Raw genomic sequence first — 13,766 nt, forward strand, 5'->3', positions numbered from 1 at the left:
GCAGTGACAGATGCAGCCGCAGTCCAGATAGCAACAGACGCACTCGTCGTAGCCGCCAAGCTTGCCGGGCCGGCTCTGTTGGTGACCCTGGTGGTCGGCGTGTTCGTCAGCCTCATCCAGACGGTCACCTCCATCCAGGAGATGACCCTGACGTTCGTGCCCAAGCTCGTCGGCGTGGCGTTGATCATCGTTCTCGGCGGCGGCTGGATGCTGGCCGAGCTCACCAGCTGGGTCGAGGATCTCTGGACCTCGATCCCCAAGCTCACCTGATCCGAGACGGTGACCGAACTCACCGTCGACGCCGAGTCGATCGCTGGAATTCTCATGGCCATCACGCGGGTGGCCGGCGTGCTTCTCGGCGCGCCCCAGTTCTCGCGACGGTTGCCGACGACAGGCCGTGTGGCGCTGGCGACAGCGGTTGGACTCTTCCTAGCCGTACCTCTGCCCGTCGAGGCCATGACCCTGGCCAGGATGATCTCGGCGATCGTGGTCAACCTGGTCGTGGGGTTGTTGCTCGGATTCGCGTCGACCCTGATCTTGCAGATGTTCATCGTTGCCGGTGGCCTGCTGGACCTGTCGTCGGGTCTGGCCCTGTCGTCGATCTTCGATCCCCTGACCGGCAGGCCTTCGACGGTCTTCGAGCGCATGTTCGACCTGACCGCGGTCACCATGTTCTTCATCCTCGGAGGCCCCCATCTGCTGGTTGCCGGCATCGCCGGATCGGTTGCTGCCGTACCGCTGGCAGAAGCTCCTCAGATCGACAGCTCGGTTGCCGATGCCGTGGTGGAGATGGTGGGTCGGTTCTTCGTGGCCGGCCTCGAGATCGCCATGCCGGCCATGGCCGCCCTGTTCCTCACCGAGATCGTTTTTGGCATCGCGGCCAGGATGATGCCCGAGGCAAACCTGTTCCTTTTGGGCCTGCCCGCCCGTGTGCTGGTGGCCATCGTTGGTGCTGGGGTTGTGTTGTTGACGTTTCCGACCTATGTCAGCGGCGGAATCGACGAGATGGAACGCATGCTCGTCGGCCTGATCAACTCGTTGTGAGCCGGCGGCGCCAGGCCATCTGCGAATCTCTGCGCGAAATCGCCCGACGTCGCTGAATCGAACAGGCCGCGCGTCGACTGAACGGGTGATGTCTACGACCCCCTTCGATATCGACAGCCAGCTCGTGCGCGAGGTGGAAGGTCTGTCACGCCTGCTGCGTGACTCGAGCTATTCGGCGGTGGTTCTGCGCGACGGTGTGGCCAGATCGACCGGACGCCAGTGTCTGCAGGCTCTGGATCTGCTGGCATCCACCACTGGCTTCGAGCGCCTGCGCAACCCGGTGAACGAACTGCTCGCCGCGTGGCACGACTTGGCTGCCAGCGTCGACATCATCGACCTGCGCCTCGACGAGGTCGAAAGCGCTGCCAGGCGCAACACGTCAAACGCCTGACGCCGCCTCGGCGATGTGTCGCCGACCTTGATCGACCCTGTCGCCAGTCGACTTGTGTCTTTGTCCGAACCGCGCACGGAAGCTCGGTCCAGCTCGCCAGGACGGCACGGCCCCATTCGAGGGGTGAATGGCCGGTCCACAGAAGGATCAGAAGACCGAGAAGCCCACGGGCAGGCGCAAGCGCCAGTATCGCCGCGAGGGTCGAGTCGCACGCAGTAAGGACGTTCCTGCGGCGCTTTCTCTGGTCGCGGCCCTGATCCTGGTACGAACGGTCGCGCCGATGATGTTCGAGACCTTCAGGCACGGCATGCAGGCGTTGCTGATCGGGTCGCAACAAGGGCTCAGCGCACCCGCCCTCACCCAGGAACTGCCCAGAATGCTGGCCTTCGGTATCGGCCCGATGCTGATCTTGGCGCTGGTGATGGGATTGGTCGCCAACGTGGGCCAGGTCGGTTTCGTGTACTCGCCCCAAGCGATCAAACCCAAGTGGTCGAAGATCAGTCCCAAGAACGGGTTCTCACGCTTCGCACCCAAGAAGATGGCCTGGGAGACCGGGCACATGCTCTTGAAGCTGGGTTTGTTGCTGTTGGTGCTGATTGGGCCCGTTCGAGATGCCACCCACCACATCGACACCACCAGAGGCCTCGACCAATGGCTCGTGGTCACCATCGATTCGCTGAAGACGTTGCTGACCCGTGCCGCCGCTCTGGCCGTCATCATCGCTGTGGCCGACTACGCGTACAACAAGCGCGAGCTCATGTCCGGCATGAAGATGACCAAGCAGGAAATCAAGGACGAGAGCAAGCAGCAAGAAGGTGATCCGCTGATCAGGGGCATGCGCAGGTCCAAGGCTCGCGAGCTGAGCCGCAACCGCATGATCGCCTCGGTCGCCGAAGCCGACGTGGTGCTTGTGAACCCGGTACGCCTTGCCGTGGCTCTTCGCTATCGAGACGGTGATCTCGCACCGATCGTCGTGGCCAAGGGTATGGGCGTCATGGCCCGCCGCATCAGGAGTGAGGCGTATCGCCACGGCGTGGCCGTGCGCCAGGACAAGCCGCTTGCCCGAGCGATCTATCGCCGCTGCCAAGTCGGTCAGATGATTCCACCCGAACTCTACGAAGCCGTTGCAGTGGTGTTGGCTGCAGTGCTTCGAGCCCGCAACCGTCGCCGTCGGCCCGCCATGGTCGCTTCCTGAGGTGAGTTGACATGAACTCTCGTACAGCCAACCTGATGTTGCCGATGTTTGTGCTCGGCGCCATCGTGATGATGATCATCCCGGTGTCGCCGTTGGTGCTGGACCTCTTCCTGGCGTTGAACATCGCACTCGGCGTGCTGCTGATGCTGACGGTGATCAACCTGTCCGACACCCTCGACCTGTCGATCTTCCCGGCGCTGTTGTTGGTGATGACCCTGGTTCGACTGGCCCTGAACGTCTCTTCGACCCGACTGATCCTGCTCGACGGCTACGCCGGCAAGGTCATCGCCACATTCGGCAGCTTCGTCGTGGGTGGCTCGGTGATCGTGGGCCTGGTCGTGTTCTTGATCTTGATCGTCATCCAGTTCGCAGTGGTCACAAACGGTGCGGGCCGCGTAGCCGAGGTCGCCGCCAGGTTCACCCTCGACGCCATGCCGGGCAAGCAGATGGCCATCGACGCCGACCTCAGCTCCGGCCTGATCGACGAGGCTCAGGCCCGCGAGAAGCGCGAGCGCATCGCCAAGGAGGCCGACTTCTACGGAGCCATGGACGGTGCTTCCAAGTTCGTCAAGGGTGACGTCCTGGCCGGTGTGATCATCGTGTTGATCAACCTGTTCGGCGGCCTGGCCATGGGCATGTTGGCCCAGGGTCTCAGCGTCGGCGAAGCCATCTCGACCTACACCCTCTTGACGGTGGGCGATGGCCTGGTCAGCCAGATACCTGCGATCATGACGTCGATCTCGGCAGGCCTTCTGGTCACCAGGGTCGGTGGTGACGAAGATCTGGGCGCGGCCTTGGCCCAGCAGTTGCTGACCGCCAGGAAGGCCATGCGGATGGCCTCCTACGTCATCGGTGCCATCGCCTTGCTGCCCGGCCTTCCGTGGATCCCCTTCGTCACCGTTGCGGTGACCCTGTGGATCTTGAGCGGCAGGGTCCCGACCGAGGTCGTCCCCGAACCAGAGGAAGAAATCGTGGTCGAACCCGGTTCGACCGAGGCCATCATCGACGACATGCGGGTCGAGCCGCTCGAGTTGCGCCTGTCGTACGACGTCCTCGACCTTGTCGACCCGTCCATGGGTGGCGACCTGCTCGACCGGGTCAAGGCGCTTCGTCGTCAGATTGCGATGGAACTGGGCATAGTCATGCCGCTGGTGCGCACCCGCGACGATGTCGGACTGGCGACGTCGACCTACGCCATCGAGGTCGACGGTGCAGAGATCGCCACCGGCAGCGCGCCGAGGGGCCAGGTGCTGGTGCTGCCGGCATCTGACTCCGACGACCTGCGCCATCTGGGCGGCATCGAGACCGTCGAGCCGGCCTTCGGGCTCAAGGCGTGGTGGGTTCCCGAATCGGCCTCGGGGCAGGCCTCGGCGCTGGGTGGCACCGTGGTCGATCGTTCGACGGCGGTCGTCACACACCTGGCCGAAGTCGTGAGGGCCACCGCCGACCGACTGTTGACTCGCCAGGATGTTCAGATGCTGGTCGATGGTCTTCGCTATGACCACCCGATCTTGGTGAAAGACATCGACAACGATGTCGTCCCGCTCGGAACGTTGCATCGGGTACTGCAAGCGCTGCTGCAAGAAGGTGTGTCGATACGTCAGCTCGCACGCATCGTCGACGCGGTCTCTGGCACCGCCGACAAGCCGCTCGACGACATGGTTTCGGCCGGCCGCGTGGCTCTGGGTGGCGCCATTGTCAGGTCGATCGACCCGCAGAGCCGCTTGGCGTCGATAACCATCGATCCGATGACCGAGGTCTCTTTGCACGAGGCCCTGCGCGACATCGACGGCGAGCGCCGGTTGGTCCTGGACCCAGAACGAGGAAACCAGATAGTCGCCCAGATCAACTCCGCCGTGGCCAGCCGCATCTCGGGTGATCCTGCGCCTGCGGTCATCTGTGCACCCGGCCTGAGACGTCCGCTCCAGCGGTTCCTGGCCGCGCACGGCCTGAGCCTGCCGGTGCTTGCCTATCCGGAGATTCCGTCGACAGTGAACATGACGGGTATTGCCGTGATCGGCACGGCGCCGCAGTCTCCGATGCTCGAGGTCGGTTGACGGCGACGGAGCCGATGACGGGGGAGAAGACAAATGGCAACACGAGAAGAAGTCGAAGAGCGCTCGGACGGCACGGTCGTCGTCGAGGCTCCAAGCGTCGAAGCGGCCCTCGAGGCCGTCGAGCGCAGGTTCGGCCCCAATGCAACGATCATCGACGCCGAACGCCTCAACACGCGCGGAGTGGGAGGGTTCTTCTCCAAGCAGAGCTACAGGGTGACGGTGAAGGCCGACGCGACTCCCGCCGCGCCCACTCAGATGGCCCAAGCAGCAACCGCTGTTGCGTCAGATCTTGCGTCGATGCCAGACGATTCGGGCATCAGTGACGAGTTGGCTGCCGTGGACCACGTGCTCGAACAGATCGAGCAGGGCGACTCTGACGATGGCCGAACCTTCGGCGATGTGTTGCGCGCTCAGCTCCAGAACCGCCCCAAGCAGCCGGCACCCGCACCCGCACCCGAGGCCACGGCCACATCTATGGCCCCTGAGCCCGTCATCGATCTTCGCGACTCGGTGATGGTCCCCGCGATGTCGTGGGCCGATGTTGTCGACAGCACTCCCGTCTCGTCTGGCGCCGTCGCCGCTCCTGCTCGGGAGGTCGGCGCCGCCGCCGCCGATGCCGTACCCATCGCTTCCCAGGCGACGCGAGCACCGTTGGCCCGCCCGGCCGAGGGCTGCCCCGCGGGCACCGGCAGGGTGATGTGGTCGGTCGATTCGCTGTCGCGCCTGGGCGTTCCGTACCGCCTGATAGCCCCACTCGGCGATCTCGATCCAGACGATGAGCTGGCCTGGGTTTACCGCTTCGCCGAGGCGGCTGCGCCCCTTTGTGGGCCACTTCCAGCCTCCGGTTCTGTGCTGGTTGGACGGGCCGCTGTCCGCCTGGCCGAATCCCTCGGGTTCGGAGTGTTCGCCACCAACGAGGTGCCCCCGTTCGAGGGCGACCTGGCTGTCGCTGGCGATTTCGACGCCGCGGCCTTTGACTATGTACAACGCATCGCTGCCGGGCGCGAGGTGCACCTCGTCGTCGACGATGGCCCTCTGTCGGTCAGGGGTGCCATATCGGTGGTTTCGTGGGCCGACACCTCGGTATGTGAGGCCATGCACGTGGCCATCTCGACCGGTTCGACGCTCGGGTTCCACATCGACGGCGAATCGGTTACCCGCGTGACCCCGTTCGAGCTGGCGCTGGCCGTACGCGCCCTACTGCCAAGGGAGTAGCGCGTGGCTCAGATCAGGCGTTTCGTGACGCTGCTCGGCATGGCGGCCATCGCCCTGATCGGCTACGCGTTGGTCACAGGGGACATGTCGCTTCCCGATGCGGGCGTTCGCGCCATCGGGGTGCTGGTTGGCGTCATCGTCGTGATGAAGCTCGCCGGTTCGGGTCTCAAGATGTTGGCCGAGTCGCTGGAGTCGTCGGTCGAATCGTGACCGTGTCCCGGCCCGTGGTCGGTGCCTCAGACCGCCGACAACAGCTCGTGGAGCACGCCGTCGCGGATGATTGTGACGCCGGTCCACACCACAGCGGGGTCGTGGCGTGAGCCCGAGCTGACCTCGAGCTCTGCGACCATCTGGTCTGGGGTCATCCCCTGCTCGATCAGTTCCTCGATGTGTTCTGCCATCGCCACCACCCTGGCCATCAGGGGGATGTCTTCGCCCTCGATGCCCTCTGGGTAGCCGCTGCCATCCCAGTTCTCGTGATGATGCTTGATGGCGCCCACCACCTCTTCGCCAGCCGACAAAGCGACGAAGTTGGCCCCCAGAGTCGGGTGAGAGCGATAGCGCTCCAGTTCCTCTCCTGCCAGCTCGGCTGGGTCCTTGGCAACCAGCTCCTCGCCCAGCGAGATCATGCCGATGTCGTGGATACTGGCCGCCAATCTCAGACGGATCATCTCGATGCCATCGATTCCCAGCTCGCGGCCGACGGCCACGGCAATCTGAGCCACGCGGCCGTGGTGGTTGGAGCCGCCATGGCGATGCTCATCCACCCAGCGGGCCATGGCGTTTACGGCGTCGTTCTCGGTCGAGTTCGCCTCGGACAGAGCCAGTTCATCGCCGCTGACGATCGCCCCGCCGTGGGTCTGGGCCGCCTCGACAGCGCGCGTCGCGAGTTCGCGCAATGTCCGCGGTTCGTTGGCAACCTCGGGTCCGGCGTGGCCTATCGCCAGCTCGAGCGGCGCTGCTCCCGATGGAGCAAAACCCCGGGCGATCTGAATCAGAGCCTTGCCCACATGCTCCGCATCCTTCAATGACATCGACTGTGAGATGAACGCAAACTCGAGATCCTCCATCTGGAACAACTCGATGGGCAGGCCGGCGAGCACGTTCTGGAACTGCATCACCAGCCGGCGCCGCACCAGATCGAGGGCGTGTCGGTCGAGACGGCCGAACGCTTCGCGACGGTTGGCGACCCGTATGAACCCGATTCTCGGCAGGCTCTCGGACTGGATCATGTCGGCGAAGCGCAGCGTGAAGGCCGCGCTGAGCGGAAGGCGGGTGACCGGATCGATGCTGCTGGCCAGCCGACCTCCGCTGCTGGACGAATCGATGGCCAGCGTGAACCCACTGACGAGCGGTTCTGCATCGGGCTCGCGCATCGGAATCTCGGCGCCGTCTTCGTCGACGGGTGCCTTGCCTGGTGGGGCCTGCAGGTAACGGCTGATCGTCGCCTCGTTGCCCTCGGCCAGGATCATGGTTGCGCCCAACCTGACCAGGTCTGACGCGGTCTCCTCGCCACCGGCATGACATACGGCGACGATGGGGCATTCGACGATCTCGACCAGGCGCTGCATCACCGAGGCCATACGCACGCGCGGCAGCCGGGTCGAGATCAACACGATGTCGGCTCCGCTGGCCGCTTCTACACCGTCGCTGATCTTGCACGCCATGGCGGCCTCGACGCGTTCGCGCGACGCTGGCGACAACCACAGGGCTGCGATGGTGGCGGGCTTGCCGCCGGATGGTCGCTGAGGCGCGGATGACTCTTCGGTCATCTGCTCCTATCGGCTCAACCTGCCGCTCGTTGACCCTTTGTCTGTGAGGGCTCGGCAGCTTCGAGGCGGGTCAGCCATGTCGAGCGGGTCGCCATGGTGGCCAGGTAAGAGGCCCTGCCCCTGCGGCCGGGGGCATCTTCTGGAACCTCGGCAACACCCTGGTAGAGGGTGGTGAAGTAGCTGCGCATGGCGTTCACAGCCTCGGCGCGGATCTGAGACACCCTGGCCTCGGTGACACCGAGGCTGGTGGCGATGGTCTGCAGCATCTCGCCATCGAGGTAATAGCGGCGAACGACATCGCGCTGCAGTTCCGGCAATCCCTCGATGGCTGTGCGTAGGGTTCCGACCATCTCGCGACTTGCTAGGTGTTCTTCTGGAAGGCGCTCGGATTCTTCCTCGACGATGCGTTCGCCGAGCGAGACGCGGTCGGGGTCTTCCTGGTCGAGGTGAAGCAGCGAAGAAACCGCCGAAGCGGCGCGCCTTTGCTCGACCTCTTCTGGGGTGATCTTCAGTGCATCGGCGATCTCGAGATCGGTGGCGTGACGCCCCTTGGTCGTCTCGATGTGTTGTTCGGCCTCGTGCAGTTCGCGCATCTGGCGGCGCAGCGAACGCACCGCCCAGTCGCGCTTGCGCGTCGAGTCGATCATCGCGCCACGGATTCGAATGGAGGCGTAGCGGTTGAATGGCACGCCGGTCTCGGGGTTGTACGACCGCGAGGCCTCTACCAACCCGATCGCACCGGCGCTCCACAGCTCGCTGCGGTCGACGTGACGCGGGAACCGTGATGCCACCTGGGTGACTATCGGATGGATCAAATCGATGTGTTGAGCCGCCAGTGAATTCGGATCGTCTAGCTCGGTGGTGTCATTCGAGCGTCTAGGCACTGCAGCCGCCCTCCCTCCAGGTTTCCGGGGCCCGCCCCGGCAACTGATGCGTGGTGTCTGTCGGACGATGGGGCACAGAGTTGAGGCGTTCTGCCACATTTCGTCAGATCGGATGATCGACCAGACAGTGTGCCCGAATATGTCCACATATTGGTGGAGCGTGCGTTGTGCCCGAGCTTCACCAGAGTGGGCTGCGGTCGACAGAAACTGCATGTCCACGCCCGCATCGGAGAATCGATAGTGAGTGTGTCAGACGTGATGTCACGGATCTCGTCGATCCAGACACGGTTCGGTCTGTCGCCGATGAGCTTCTACGCGGCCCCATCGGTCGCGGACTATGCGCCGCTGGCCGACGAAGCGCTGTTGATCGAGTCGGGCCTACTCGACGACATCAATCAGGCTGCGTCGAACGCAGGTGTCGATCCGGCCGAGTTGCTGGAGTTGCTGGCAGTTCAACGAGCCGATGCTCGGATCTCACAGCCTGCTACGCCGGTTGCCGATCGCGTCTTTCCTGTGCCCGGCGAATCGGCAGGCTCTCCGTTCGGTATTCGGTCTGATCCGTTCACTGGCGAACCCCGCATGCACAAGGGCGTCGACGTCGGGGCCCCGATGGGCACTCCGATAGTCGCGGCCCAGGCCGGAACCGTCACGTTCGCAGGCGAGTGGGGTAGTTACGGAAACATCGTGATCATCGATCATGGTGACGGCGTCGAGACCCGCTATGCGCACCAGAGCCAGGTAGGGGTCGCGGCCGGCGATCGGGTCGAGGCAGGCCAGGCGATTGGGGCTGTCGGATCCACCGGCCGTTCGACAGGACCGCACCTGCATTTCGAGGTGAGGGTCGATGGTGAGGCGATTGATCCGGTCGAGTGGTTGGGGAGCTGATGGTTGAGTTCGTAGATCGTTCCAGTCAGGCGGCCGCAGATCTTCTGGGTGCGCTCGACCGAGAGACCGAGGCGCTCGACCTGGTTGTCTTGCGCTCGCGAACCCTGATGCTGCTACACGCCACCGGCTCCATCGACTTCGTCGGCCGTGCCAGCTCGGAGCTGGATCAGGCCTCGGTACTGCTGGACCGCTGTTCGATAGAGCGATCCAACGCCATCGACGCAGCGAAGGTCGAGTGGGACATCGAGCCCCAGACGGCATCCGAACTGGTCGCCACCGCTCCGGCTGAGGTGTCGTCGTTGATAGGCGAACGTTTCGACCGCGCACGCGACCTGCTCGACGAGTACATGGCCGTCAGCGAGACGATCAAGGAACTGGTCGCGACCCGATCAGAGTCGGTTGCCCGCCGCCGCAGCGAACTCGAACGCGCCCAGCGGGGCGAGGTCACCTACCGAGCACGCTGATGGCGAGGTAGAGCTCCGGCCGAGGCCAGAATCTCGCGGGCGATGCTGACCCTGTAATCAGGGTTGATCTGGGCGGCGAGGTCCGGGTCGACCGGTAGGTCGACGTTGAGTGCAAACACCCAGCTCGCGCCGTCGAATTCGGTGAAGCCGACCAACCACCCGATCACGGGTTCTTCGGCCAGTGCGGTGCCAGTCTTGTGGCCCCAGACCCAATCCGGACCCGCTTCTCGTACCAATATCTCTCGCACCGAAGCCTGATCGGCTGGGTCAAACGGGAGCCCGTCGACCATGAGTCTTGCCAACACGTCGACCTGTTCGATCGCCGAGATTCGCAGGTCGCCTCGCAGCCAGAACGAATCGATGGGTCCGCCGATGTCGGAGTTCCCGTAGTCGACCTCGGACACAAGTCGCTGCATCCGCTCACTTCCCACCCTGCGAGCGAGATCCTGATAGACCCAAACCGCCGAGAACTCGATCGCAGTGCGCAGGGAATGATCCTGGTTCCACACATCGACGTCGCGCTCGACACCGTCCCACGTCACTATCTCGTCGACGGTGCTGATCACCCCCGTGTCGAGAGCGATCAGCGAGTTGATGATCTTGAAGGTGGACGCCGGGGTGAATCGTTCGCTCCAGCGATTGCTCCCGCCAACGTCAACCACGTCTGACTCGAGCCTGTGAAGAACGAACGTGCCTACTACGCCGGCGTCCTCGAACTGTGACTCCCACTCCGTGTGCACGACGATTTCAACTTCGGTTCCGGCGAGTAGTGCAACGTCGCTGGGTTCGGAGGGGGCGCAACCGGACGCCAAAAAGATGAGTGAGGCGAGCGCCACTGCGCCCCGACCTCGCAGGTATCGCAAGACGCCACCCTTGGCGCTGTCAGCCCTGTTTGGGGCGCTTGGGTGCGGTGCGGTTCAGCAGGGGAGATGCGATGTCGGCCGAGCGGGCCGCGGCGGCGTTCTCTTCGACCACCTGGCGATAGATCTCTTCACGGTGAACGGGAACCGAGCGAGGGGCGTCGATTCCGACCCGCACCTGATCTCCTCGGATATCGATGATGGTGACGGTCACCGAATGACCGATGATCACCGCTTCGCCCTTGCGGCGTGAGAGAACGAGCATCGATCAGCTTTCCGTCAGGTCGACCCGCGCCCGAACAGGGTATTCGGACTCGGCCAGTACGACCTGGCGGGCCTGGAAGGTCTTCAGGTTGACGATGAACGGCCCGAGCAAGTTCACGTACACGCAACCCTCTTCGGCGTTCAATGTCACCGGATTGAAGATGGTGACGTCGTCCTCGCTGGTGGCGCCGATGCGCTCGAGTTCAGAGTCGGGAACGTCGGGTGCGTAGTCGGGGAACAGGATCCACGGCTGGGTCACCACCATCGACAGCTCGCCGTCGAGCGAGCGCAACAGTTGGAACAGTGCGTCTTCGGGCGCGTCGGGCGAGACCTCGGTGAGCACGAACTGTGTCACAGCGGGCAGGCCGATGATGCCGTCTTCGAAGGTGAGGATCGTTGGGTTCGGGGAGTTCACGGTCTCGCCATTGTCTCGCGAAACTTCTGCTAGTTGGGTGATCACCGAGTAATCCTCACCTGAGGTAGTTGAGCAGTGAAGGCTGAAGAGCACGACCGATGGCGCCGAGCGTGGTCTGAAGTGCGACCTCCTCGGTATTGACCTTCATGATCGCTTCGGCCAGGTCTACGTCTTCGACCTGTGAAATCTGCCGCTGCAGGGTCTCGTCGATTTCGAGGTTGCGGCCCAGCGCGGTTTCGATGCGGTTGCCCGCGGCACCGAGTCTTGCAAGACCGGTTTCTATTCGCCCTGTCACGCGGTCGATGGCGTCGAGTCCCGACGCCACAGCGGAAGTGTCGCCTGCAGTCACGTCGGCGGCCAACTGATCGAGAACATCGAACGCCGATTCGCCGGCATCGAAGCCCAGCACCTCGCTGCCCAGCAGGTTCACCGAGATGGTCTCGGTTGTGCTGATGCGGCGCTGCAGGGTGCCTGAGTCACCGGTGTAGGTCCACGTTCCGGCGACGTCGGCCACAGCGTCTCCGGCGGCGGTGCCGGCAAACAGGCCGTGGCCCAAGAAGCTGCTGTTGGAGAGTTCGACCATCTCGTCTCGGATCGAGGTGATCTCCTCGGCGATCGCGTTGCGTTCGGACGGTTGCAGTGTGCTGGCTCCGCGGATCGCCAGATCGCGAGCACGACGCATCGTCGACAGCATCGACTGAAGCTTCGAGTCGGCCAGGTTGATCCTGGTCATCGCGTCTTCGGCGTTGCGGCTGGCCTGCTCTACCGACCGGCGTTCCGACCGAAGGGCCAGCGAGGTGTTCATTCCCGATACGTCCTCGGATGAGTTGAGGAAGTTCTTTCCGCTGGCCAGCTGGTTCTGTGCCCTGTCGAAGGAAGCCAAACGGCTCTGCAGACGATTCAGGGTCTGGGCGACCATCGTCTCTGAGCTGACTCTCATCGTCTACCTCCGATCATCGGCCGACCAGGCCGGTGCGGTTGATCAGCGTGTTCAACGCCTCGTCTGCGGCCGTGATCACGCGAGCGGCGGCCTCGTAGGCCCTCTGGTACTGGATCAGGGCGACCATCTCCTCGTCGATGTTCACGCCCGTGGCCCCCGAGCGCTGAAGTTCGGCCGAGAGCTGCAGATCGGCGTTGGCATCGGCTGACGCCAGCGCCTGGGCCGTGCGGCTGCCGATGTCGGTGACCAGGCCTCGTGCCGACTCGAGCAGTATCGGCGAGCCGGGTCCGAGCGCTTCGTTGCGCAACTCGGCCATGAACCTGGCGTTGTCGCCGTCGTGGATCGGGAATGGTGTGCCGTCCACTCCGGACACGGCGAGATCGTCGATGCTGGCCAGCACCGAAGTCAGCGTCCGCGCCGGGTCGGTGATGTCGTAGCTGAACAAGGCTCCGCCCGCCACACCGCTGTCGACGAAGCCCGCAGCGTGACGGGTGTTCATGGCGTCGTGGATGTCGATGGCCAACTGGTCGAGCTGTGTGTTGATCGATGCGGCATCATCGACGATGAAGCTCTGGAACCCACCCACAGAACCCCCGGCGCGCAGTGCGCTTCCGTTCGCGTGCAGCAGTTGAAGCGAGCTGGCGTCCCAGCTGACGTGTTTGGCGCTCTGCCCGTCGACCAAGGCCAAACCGTTCAGGCTGACTCTCACCGACGCGTTGTCCAGGTGGGTGACGTGCACGCCGAGCTTCTCGGACAGCTCGTCCAGCAACAGGTTGCGTCTGTCGATCAGGTCGTTCGGTGTCGATCGCGAGGCGATCACCTGCTGGATGGAACCGTTCAGCTCGGCAATCTCGTCGATGACGAGGTTTATGTCCTTCAGCTCGCTGGTCAGCTGTGTTCCGGTGTCGGCGACCAGGTCGTCCATGCCCTCGGCGATCGCGTTGAAACGACCGGCGATCACCTCCAGCTGGTTCTTGACGGTGGTTCGCTTGCCCGCATCGCTCGGGTCGAGCGACAAGTCCTCGAGGCCATTCCACAGGTCGTCCAGGGCAGAGGCGATGCCAAAGTCCGGTTCGCCCAACAGGCCCTCGGCCCTGGCGAGCAGTTCGGCGTTGGCGCTGTAGCCGGCGGTCTGGGCCCGCGCGTCGCGCACCCTCGCGTCCAAGAAGAGATCGCGGGCAGCGGTGATGTCGTCGACCTTCACGCCGGTGCCCAGACGCCCGACGATCTTGTCGATGTTGGGTAGCGCCCTTTGGTCGATGCGCTGCCTGGCGTAACCCTCGGTGTTGGCGTTGGCGACGTTGTTGGACGTCGTATCGATGCCGATCTGGGCGACATTCAGGCCGGAGTAGCCGGTGTGCAGAGACTGAATGGGCATGA

16 protein-coding genes are annotated in these 13,766 nt (G+C 64.0%); 9 read left to right on the plus strand and 7 right to left on the minus strand.

Annotation, left to right across the window (positions count from 1 at the left end):
- The first annotated feature begins 3 nt into the window (after positions 1-3).
- From R2770_12045 to R2770_12075, 7 genes are all read left to right on the plus strand, one after another.
- The gene (locus R2770_12045; protein ID MEZ5281191.1) at positions 4-270 is read left to right on the plus strand and encodes a flagellar biosynthetic protein FliQ; all 267 of its coding nucleotides are present in this window, start codon (positions 4-6) and stop codon (positions 268-270) included.
- Between the two features lie 9 nt (positions 271-279).
- Positions 280-1,044 (plus strand): flagellar biosynthetic protein FliR, encoded by a 765-nt coding sequence (locus R2770_12050; protein ID MEZ5281192.1) that lies wholly within the window; start codon positions 280-282, stop codon positions 1,042-1,044.
- 88 nt (positions 1,045-1,132) lie between these two features.
- On the plus strand, positions 1,133-1,435 hold the full coding sequence (locus tag R2770_12055; GenBank protein MEZ5281193.1) for a hypothetical protein: 303 nt from the start codon (positions 1,133-1,135) through the stop codon (positions 1,433-1,435).
- A gap of 127 nt (positions 1,436-1,562) precedes the next feature.
- Positions 1,563-2,630, plus strand: coding sequence for an EscU/YscU/HrcU family type III secretion system export apparatus switch protein (locus R2770_12060; protein MEZ5281194.1), 1,068 nt, complete (start codon positions 1,563-1,565; stop codon positions 2,628-2,630).
- Between the two features lie 11 nt (positions 2,631-2,641).
- A complete protein-coding gene (locus R2770_12065) occupies positions 2,642-4,687 on the plus strand; it encodes a flagellar biosynthesis protein FlhA (GenBank protein MEZ5281195.1) in 2,046 nt (681 codons plus the stop codon).
- A 33-nt stretch (positions 4,688-4,720) separates the two neighbouring features.
- A complete protein-coding gene (locus R2770_12070) occupies positions 4,721-5,902 on the plus strand; it encodes a hypothetical protein (protein MEZ5281196.1) in 1,182 nt (393 codons plus the stop codon).
- Between the two features lie 3 nt (positions 5,903-5,905).
- Positions 5,906-6,112, plus strand: coding sequence for a hypothetical protein (locus tag R2770_12075; protein ID MEZ5281197.1), 207 nt, complete (start codon positions 5,906-5,908; stop codon positions 6,110-6,112).
- A gap of 26 nt (positions 6,113-6,138) precedes the next feature.
- Here the strand turns inward: R2770_12075 and R2770_12080 are convergent, their stop codons facing one another.
- Positions 6,139-7,674: an HD domain-containing phosphohydrolase gene (locus R2770_12080; protein ID MEZ5281198.1), complete on the minus strand. Its 1,536-nt coding sequence runs from the start codon at positions 7,672-7,674 to the stop codon at positions 6,139-6,141.
- Between the two features lie 14 nt (positions 7,675-7,688).
- Entirely contained in the window at positions 7,689-8,771 is a 1,083-nt protein-coding gene (locus R2770_12085; protein ID MEZ5281199.1) for a sigma-70 family RNA polymerase sigma factor, read from the minus strand.
- Between the two features lie 27 nt (positions 8,772-8,798).
- On the opposite strand from R2770_12085, the gene R2770_12090 reads away from it, so the two are divergent.
- Both R2770_12090 and R2770_12095 read left to right on the plus strand, forming a co-directional pair.
- Entirely contained in the window at positions 8,799-9,443 is a 645-nt protein-coding gene (locus R2770_12090; protein ID MEZ5281200.1) for a M23 family metallopeptidase, read from the plus strand.
- A complete protein-coding gene (locus R2770_12095; protein MEZ5281201.1) occupies positions 9,443-9,907 on the plus strand; it encodes a hypothetical protein in 465 nt (154 codons plus the stop codon). Before R2770_12090 ends, R2770_12095 begins: the two co-directional genes overlap by 1 nt.
- Here R2770_12095 and R2770_12100 read toward each other — a convergent pair.
- The 5 genes from R2770_12100 to flgK all read right to left on the minus strand — a co-directional run bounded on the left by R2770_12100 (position 9,892) and on the right by flgK (position 13,764).
- A complete protein-coding gene (locus R2770_12100) occupies positions 9,892-10,647 on the minus strand; it encodes a penicillin-binding transpeptidase domain-containing protein (GenBank protein MEZ5281202.1) in 756 nt (251 codons plus the stop codon). The genes R2770_12095 and R2770_12100 overlap by 16 nt on opposite strands.
- A gap of 142 nt (positions 10,648-10,789) precedes the next feature.
- Positions 10,790-11,032 (minus strand): carbon storage regulator CsrA, encoded by a 243-nt coding sequence (csrA, locus tag R2770_12105; protein ID MEZ5281203.1) that lies wholly within the window; start codon positions 11,030-11,032, stop codon positions 10,790-10,792.
- A gap of 3 nt (positions 11,033-11,035) precedes the next feature.
- Positions 11,036-11,446, minus strand: coding sequence for a flagellar assembly protein FliW (locus R2770_12110; GenBank protein ID MEZ5281204.1), 411 nt, complete (start codon positions 11,444-11,446; stop codon positions 11,036-11,038).
- A 55-nt stretch (positions 11,447-11,501) separates the two neighbouring features.
- On the minus strand, positions 11,502-12,386 hold the full coding sequence (locus R2770_12115; GenBank protein ID MEZ5281205.1) for a flagellin: 885 nt from the start codon (positions 12,384-12,386) through the stop codon (positions 11,502-11,504).
- Between the two features lie 13 nt (positions 12,387-12,399).
- Positions 12,400-13,764 carry a flagellar hook-associated protein FlgK gene (gene flgK, locus R2770_12120; GenBank protein MEZ5281206.1) on the minus strand — a complete coding sequence of 455 codons (1,365 nt, stop codon included), beginning with the start codon at positions 13,762-13,764 and terminating at the stop codon, positions 12,400-12,402.
- Between the last annotated feature and the right edge of the window lie 2 nt (positions 13,765-13,766).

The organism is Acidimicrobiales bacterium (genome assembly GCA_041394185.1).
Classification (GTDB): Bacteria; Actinomycetota; Acidimicrobiia; order Acidimicrobiales; family Poriferisodalaceae; genus JAAETH01.

Coding starts and splice junctions, on each gene's coding strand:
- R2770_12055 (MEZ5281193.1), top strand. CDS start 1,133: ATGTCTACGACCCCCTTCGATATCGACAGCCAGCTCGTGCGCGAGGTG.
- R2770_12060 (MEZ5281194.1), top strand. CDS start 1,563: ATGGCCGGTCCACAGAAGGATCAGAAGACCGAGAAGCCCACGGGCAGG.
- R2770_12065 (MEZ5281195.1), top strand. CDS start 2,642: ATGAACTCTCGTACAGCCAACCTGATGTTGCCGATGTTTGTGCTCGGC.
- R2770_12070 (MEZ5281196.1), top strand. CDS start 4,721: ATGGCAACACGAGAAGAAGTCGAAGAGCGCTCGGACGGCACGGTCGTC.
- R2770_12080 (MEZ5281198.1), bottom strand. CDS start 7,674: ATGACCGAAGAGTCATCCGCGCCTCAGCGACCATCCGGCGGCAAGCCC.
- R2770_12085 (MEZ5281199.1), bottom strand. CDS start 8,771: ATGCAGTTTCTGTCGACCGCAGCCCACTCTGGTGAAGCTCGGGCACAA.
- R2770_12095 (MEZ5281201.1), top strand. CDS start 9,443: ATGGTTGAGTTCGTAGATCGTTCCAGTCAGGCGGCCGCAGATCTTCTG.
- csrA (MEZ5281203.1), bottom strand. CDS start 11,032: ATGCTCGTTCTCTCACGCCGCAAGGGCGAAGCGGTGATCATCGGTCAT.
- R2770_12115 (MEZ5281205.1), bottom strand. CDS start 12,386: ATGAGAGTCAGCTCAGAGACGATGGTCGCCCAGACCCTGAATCGTCTG.
- flgK (MEZ5281206.1), bottom strand. CDS start 13,764: ATGCCCATTCAGTCTCTGCACACCGGCTACTCCGGCCTGAATGTCGCC.